This is a genomic window from Bifidobacterium margollesii (assembly GCF_002860355.1).
GTDB lineage: Bacteria > Actinomycetota > Actinomycetes > Actinomycetales > Bifidobacteriaceae > Galliscardovia > Galliscardovia margollesii.
On record NZ_NMWU01000077.1, the window covers coordinates 1 to 1,969 of the forward strand.

Consider the following 1,969-nt stretch of genomic DNA (forward strand, 5'->3'; position numbering starts at 1 on the left):
CGAGCCGTTTTTCGGCTTTTCACAGGTTTTTTTGTGGAGGGTTCGATTCTGGCTCAGGACGAACGCTGGCGGCGTGCTTAACACATGCAAGTCGAACGGGATCCTCCAAGCTTGCTTGGGGGTGAGAGTGGCGAACGGGTGAGTAATGCGTGACCGACCTGCCCCATGCTCCGGAATAGCTCCTGGAAACGGGTGGTAATGCCGGATGTTCCAGTTGATCGCATGGTCTTCTGGGAAAGATTTCATCGGCGTGGGATGGGGTCGCGTCCTATCAGCTTGACGGCGGGGTGACGGCCCACCGTGGCTTTGACGGGTAGCCGGCCTGAGAGGGCGACCGGCCACATTGGGACTGAGATACGGCCCAGACTCCTACGGGAGGCAGCAGTGGGGAATATTGCACAATGGGGGAAACCCTGATGCAGCGACGCCGCGTGGAGGAAGAAGGTCTTCGGATTGTAAACTCCTGTTGTTGAGGAAGATAATGACGGTACTCAACAAGGAAGTGACGGCTAACTNCGTGCCAGCAGCCGCGGTAATACGTAGGGCGCAAGCGTTGTCCGGAATTATTGGGCGTAAAGAGCTCGTAGGCGGCTCGTCGCGTCCGGTGTGAAAGCCCGTCGCTTAACGGCGGGTCTGCGCCGGGTACGGGCGGGCTGGAGTGCGGTAGGGGAGACTGGAATTCCCGGTGTAACGGTGGAATGTGTAGATATCGGGAAGAACACCAATGGCGAAGGCAGGTCTCTGGGCCGTTACTGACGCTGAGGAGCGAAAGCGTGGGGAGCGAACAGGATTAGATACCCTGGTAGTCCACGCCGTAAACGGTGGACGCTGGATGTGGGGCCCATTCCACGGGTTCCGTGTCGGAGCTAACGCGTTAAGCGTCCCGCCTGGGGAGTACGGCCGCAAGGCTAAAACTCAAAGAAATTGACGGGGGCCCGCACAAGCGGCGGAGCATGCGGATTAATTCGATGCAACGCGAAGAACCTTACCTGGGCTTGACATGTTCCCGGCGACGGCGGAGACGTCGTTTCCCTTCGGGGCGGGTTCACAGGTGGTGCATGGTCGTCGTCAGCTCGTGTCGTGAGATGTTGGGTTAAGTCCCGCAACGAGCGCAACCCTCGCCCCGTGTTGCCAGCACGTCATGGTGGGAACTCACGGGGGACCGCCGGGGTTAACTCGGAGGAAGGTGGGGATGACGTCAGATCATCATGCCCCTTACGTCCAGGGCTTCACGCATGCTACAATGGCCGGTACAGCGGGATGCGATGCGGTGACGCGGAGCGGATCCCTGAAAACCGGTCTCAGTTCGGATCGGAGCCTGCAACTCGGCTCCGTGAAGGTGGAGTCGCTAGTAATCGCGGATCAGCAACGCCGCGGTGAATGCGTTCCCGGGCCTTGTACACACCGCCCGTCAAGTCATGAAAGTGGGTAGCACCCGAAGCCGGTGGCCTAACCCTTGTGGGGGGAGCCGTCTAAGGTGAGACTCGTGATTGGGACTAAGTCGTAACAAGGTAGCCGTACCGGAAGGTGCGGCTGGATCACCTCCTTTCTACGGAGATTCTTTTGTCCGGCCGGTTCGGCCGGGTTTTCGCCGCCTTTGGTTCGGCCCGTCGGGGGCTGGCGGGGTGGCTGCTGGTGTGGTTACGGTCGTCTTGAGTGGTATGGGGCATGCTTTTGGGTTCCCGGATCGTCACCCCATGGGGTTTCCCGTGGTGGGGGTCCGTCGTCCTTCCGTCTGGCCGCGCGCGTGTTCGCGCGGGGTCGGGTGGTTGGTGCGTGTGGCTGGTTGAGAACTGGATAGTGGACGCGAGCAGGGGCATGGCCTCCTTGGTTGGGGGTTGTGTTCTTGCTGTTGATTTCGCCGGGATCGGCCGGATCTTTTGGTTTGGTTGGTTTCGGTGTGCTGATCGTTTTGTTGATCGTTAGTGTGATGATGTGTTGTCCGGTAATTCGCTGGATTGGCCTGGTG

Annotated in this window: 1 rRNA gene; it reads left to right on the forward strand. The window is 59.8% G+C overall.

Features of this window, described 5'->3' with window-relative positions:
* Window positions 1–30: 30 nt before the first annotated feature.
* A 16S ribosomal RNA gene (locus Uis1B_RS11740) occupies window positions 31–1,549 on the forward strand.
* Window positions 1,550–1,969: the final 420 nt, after the last annotated feature.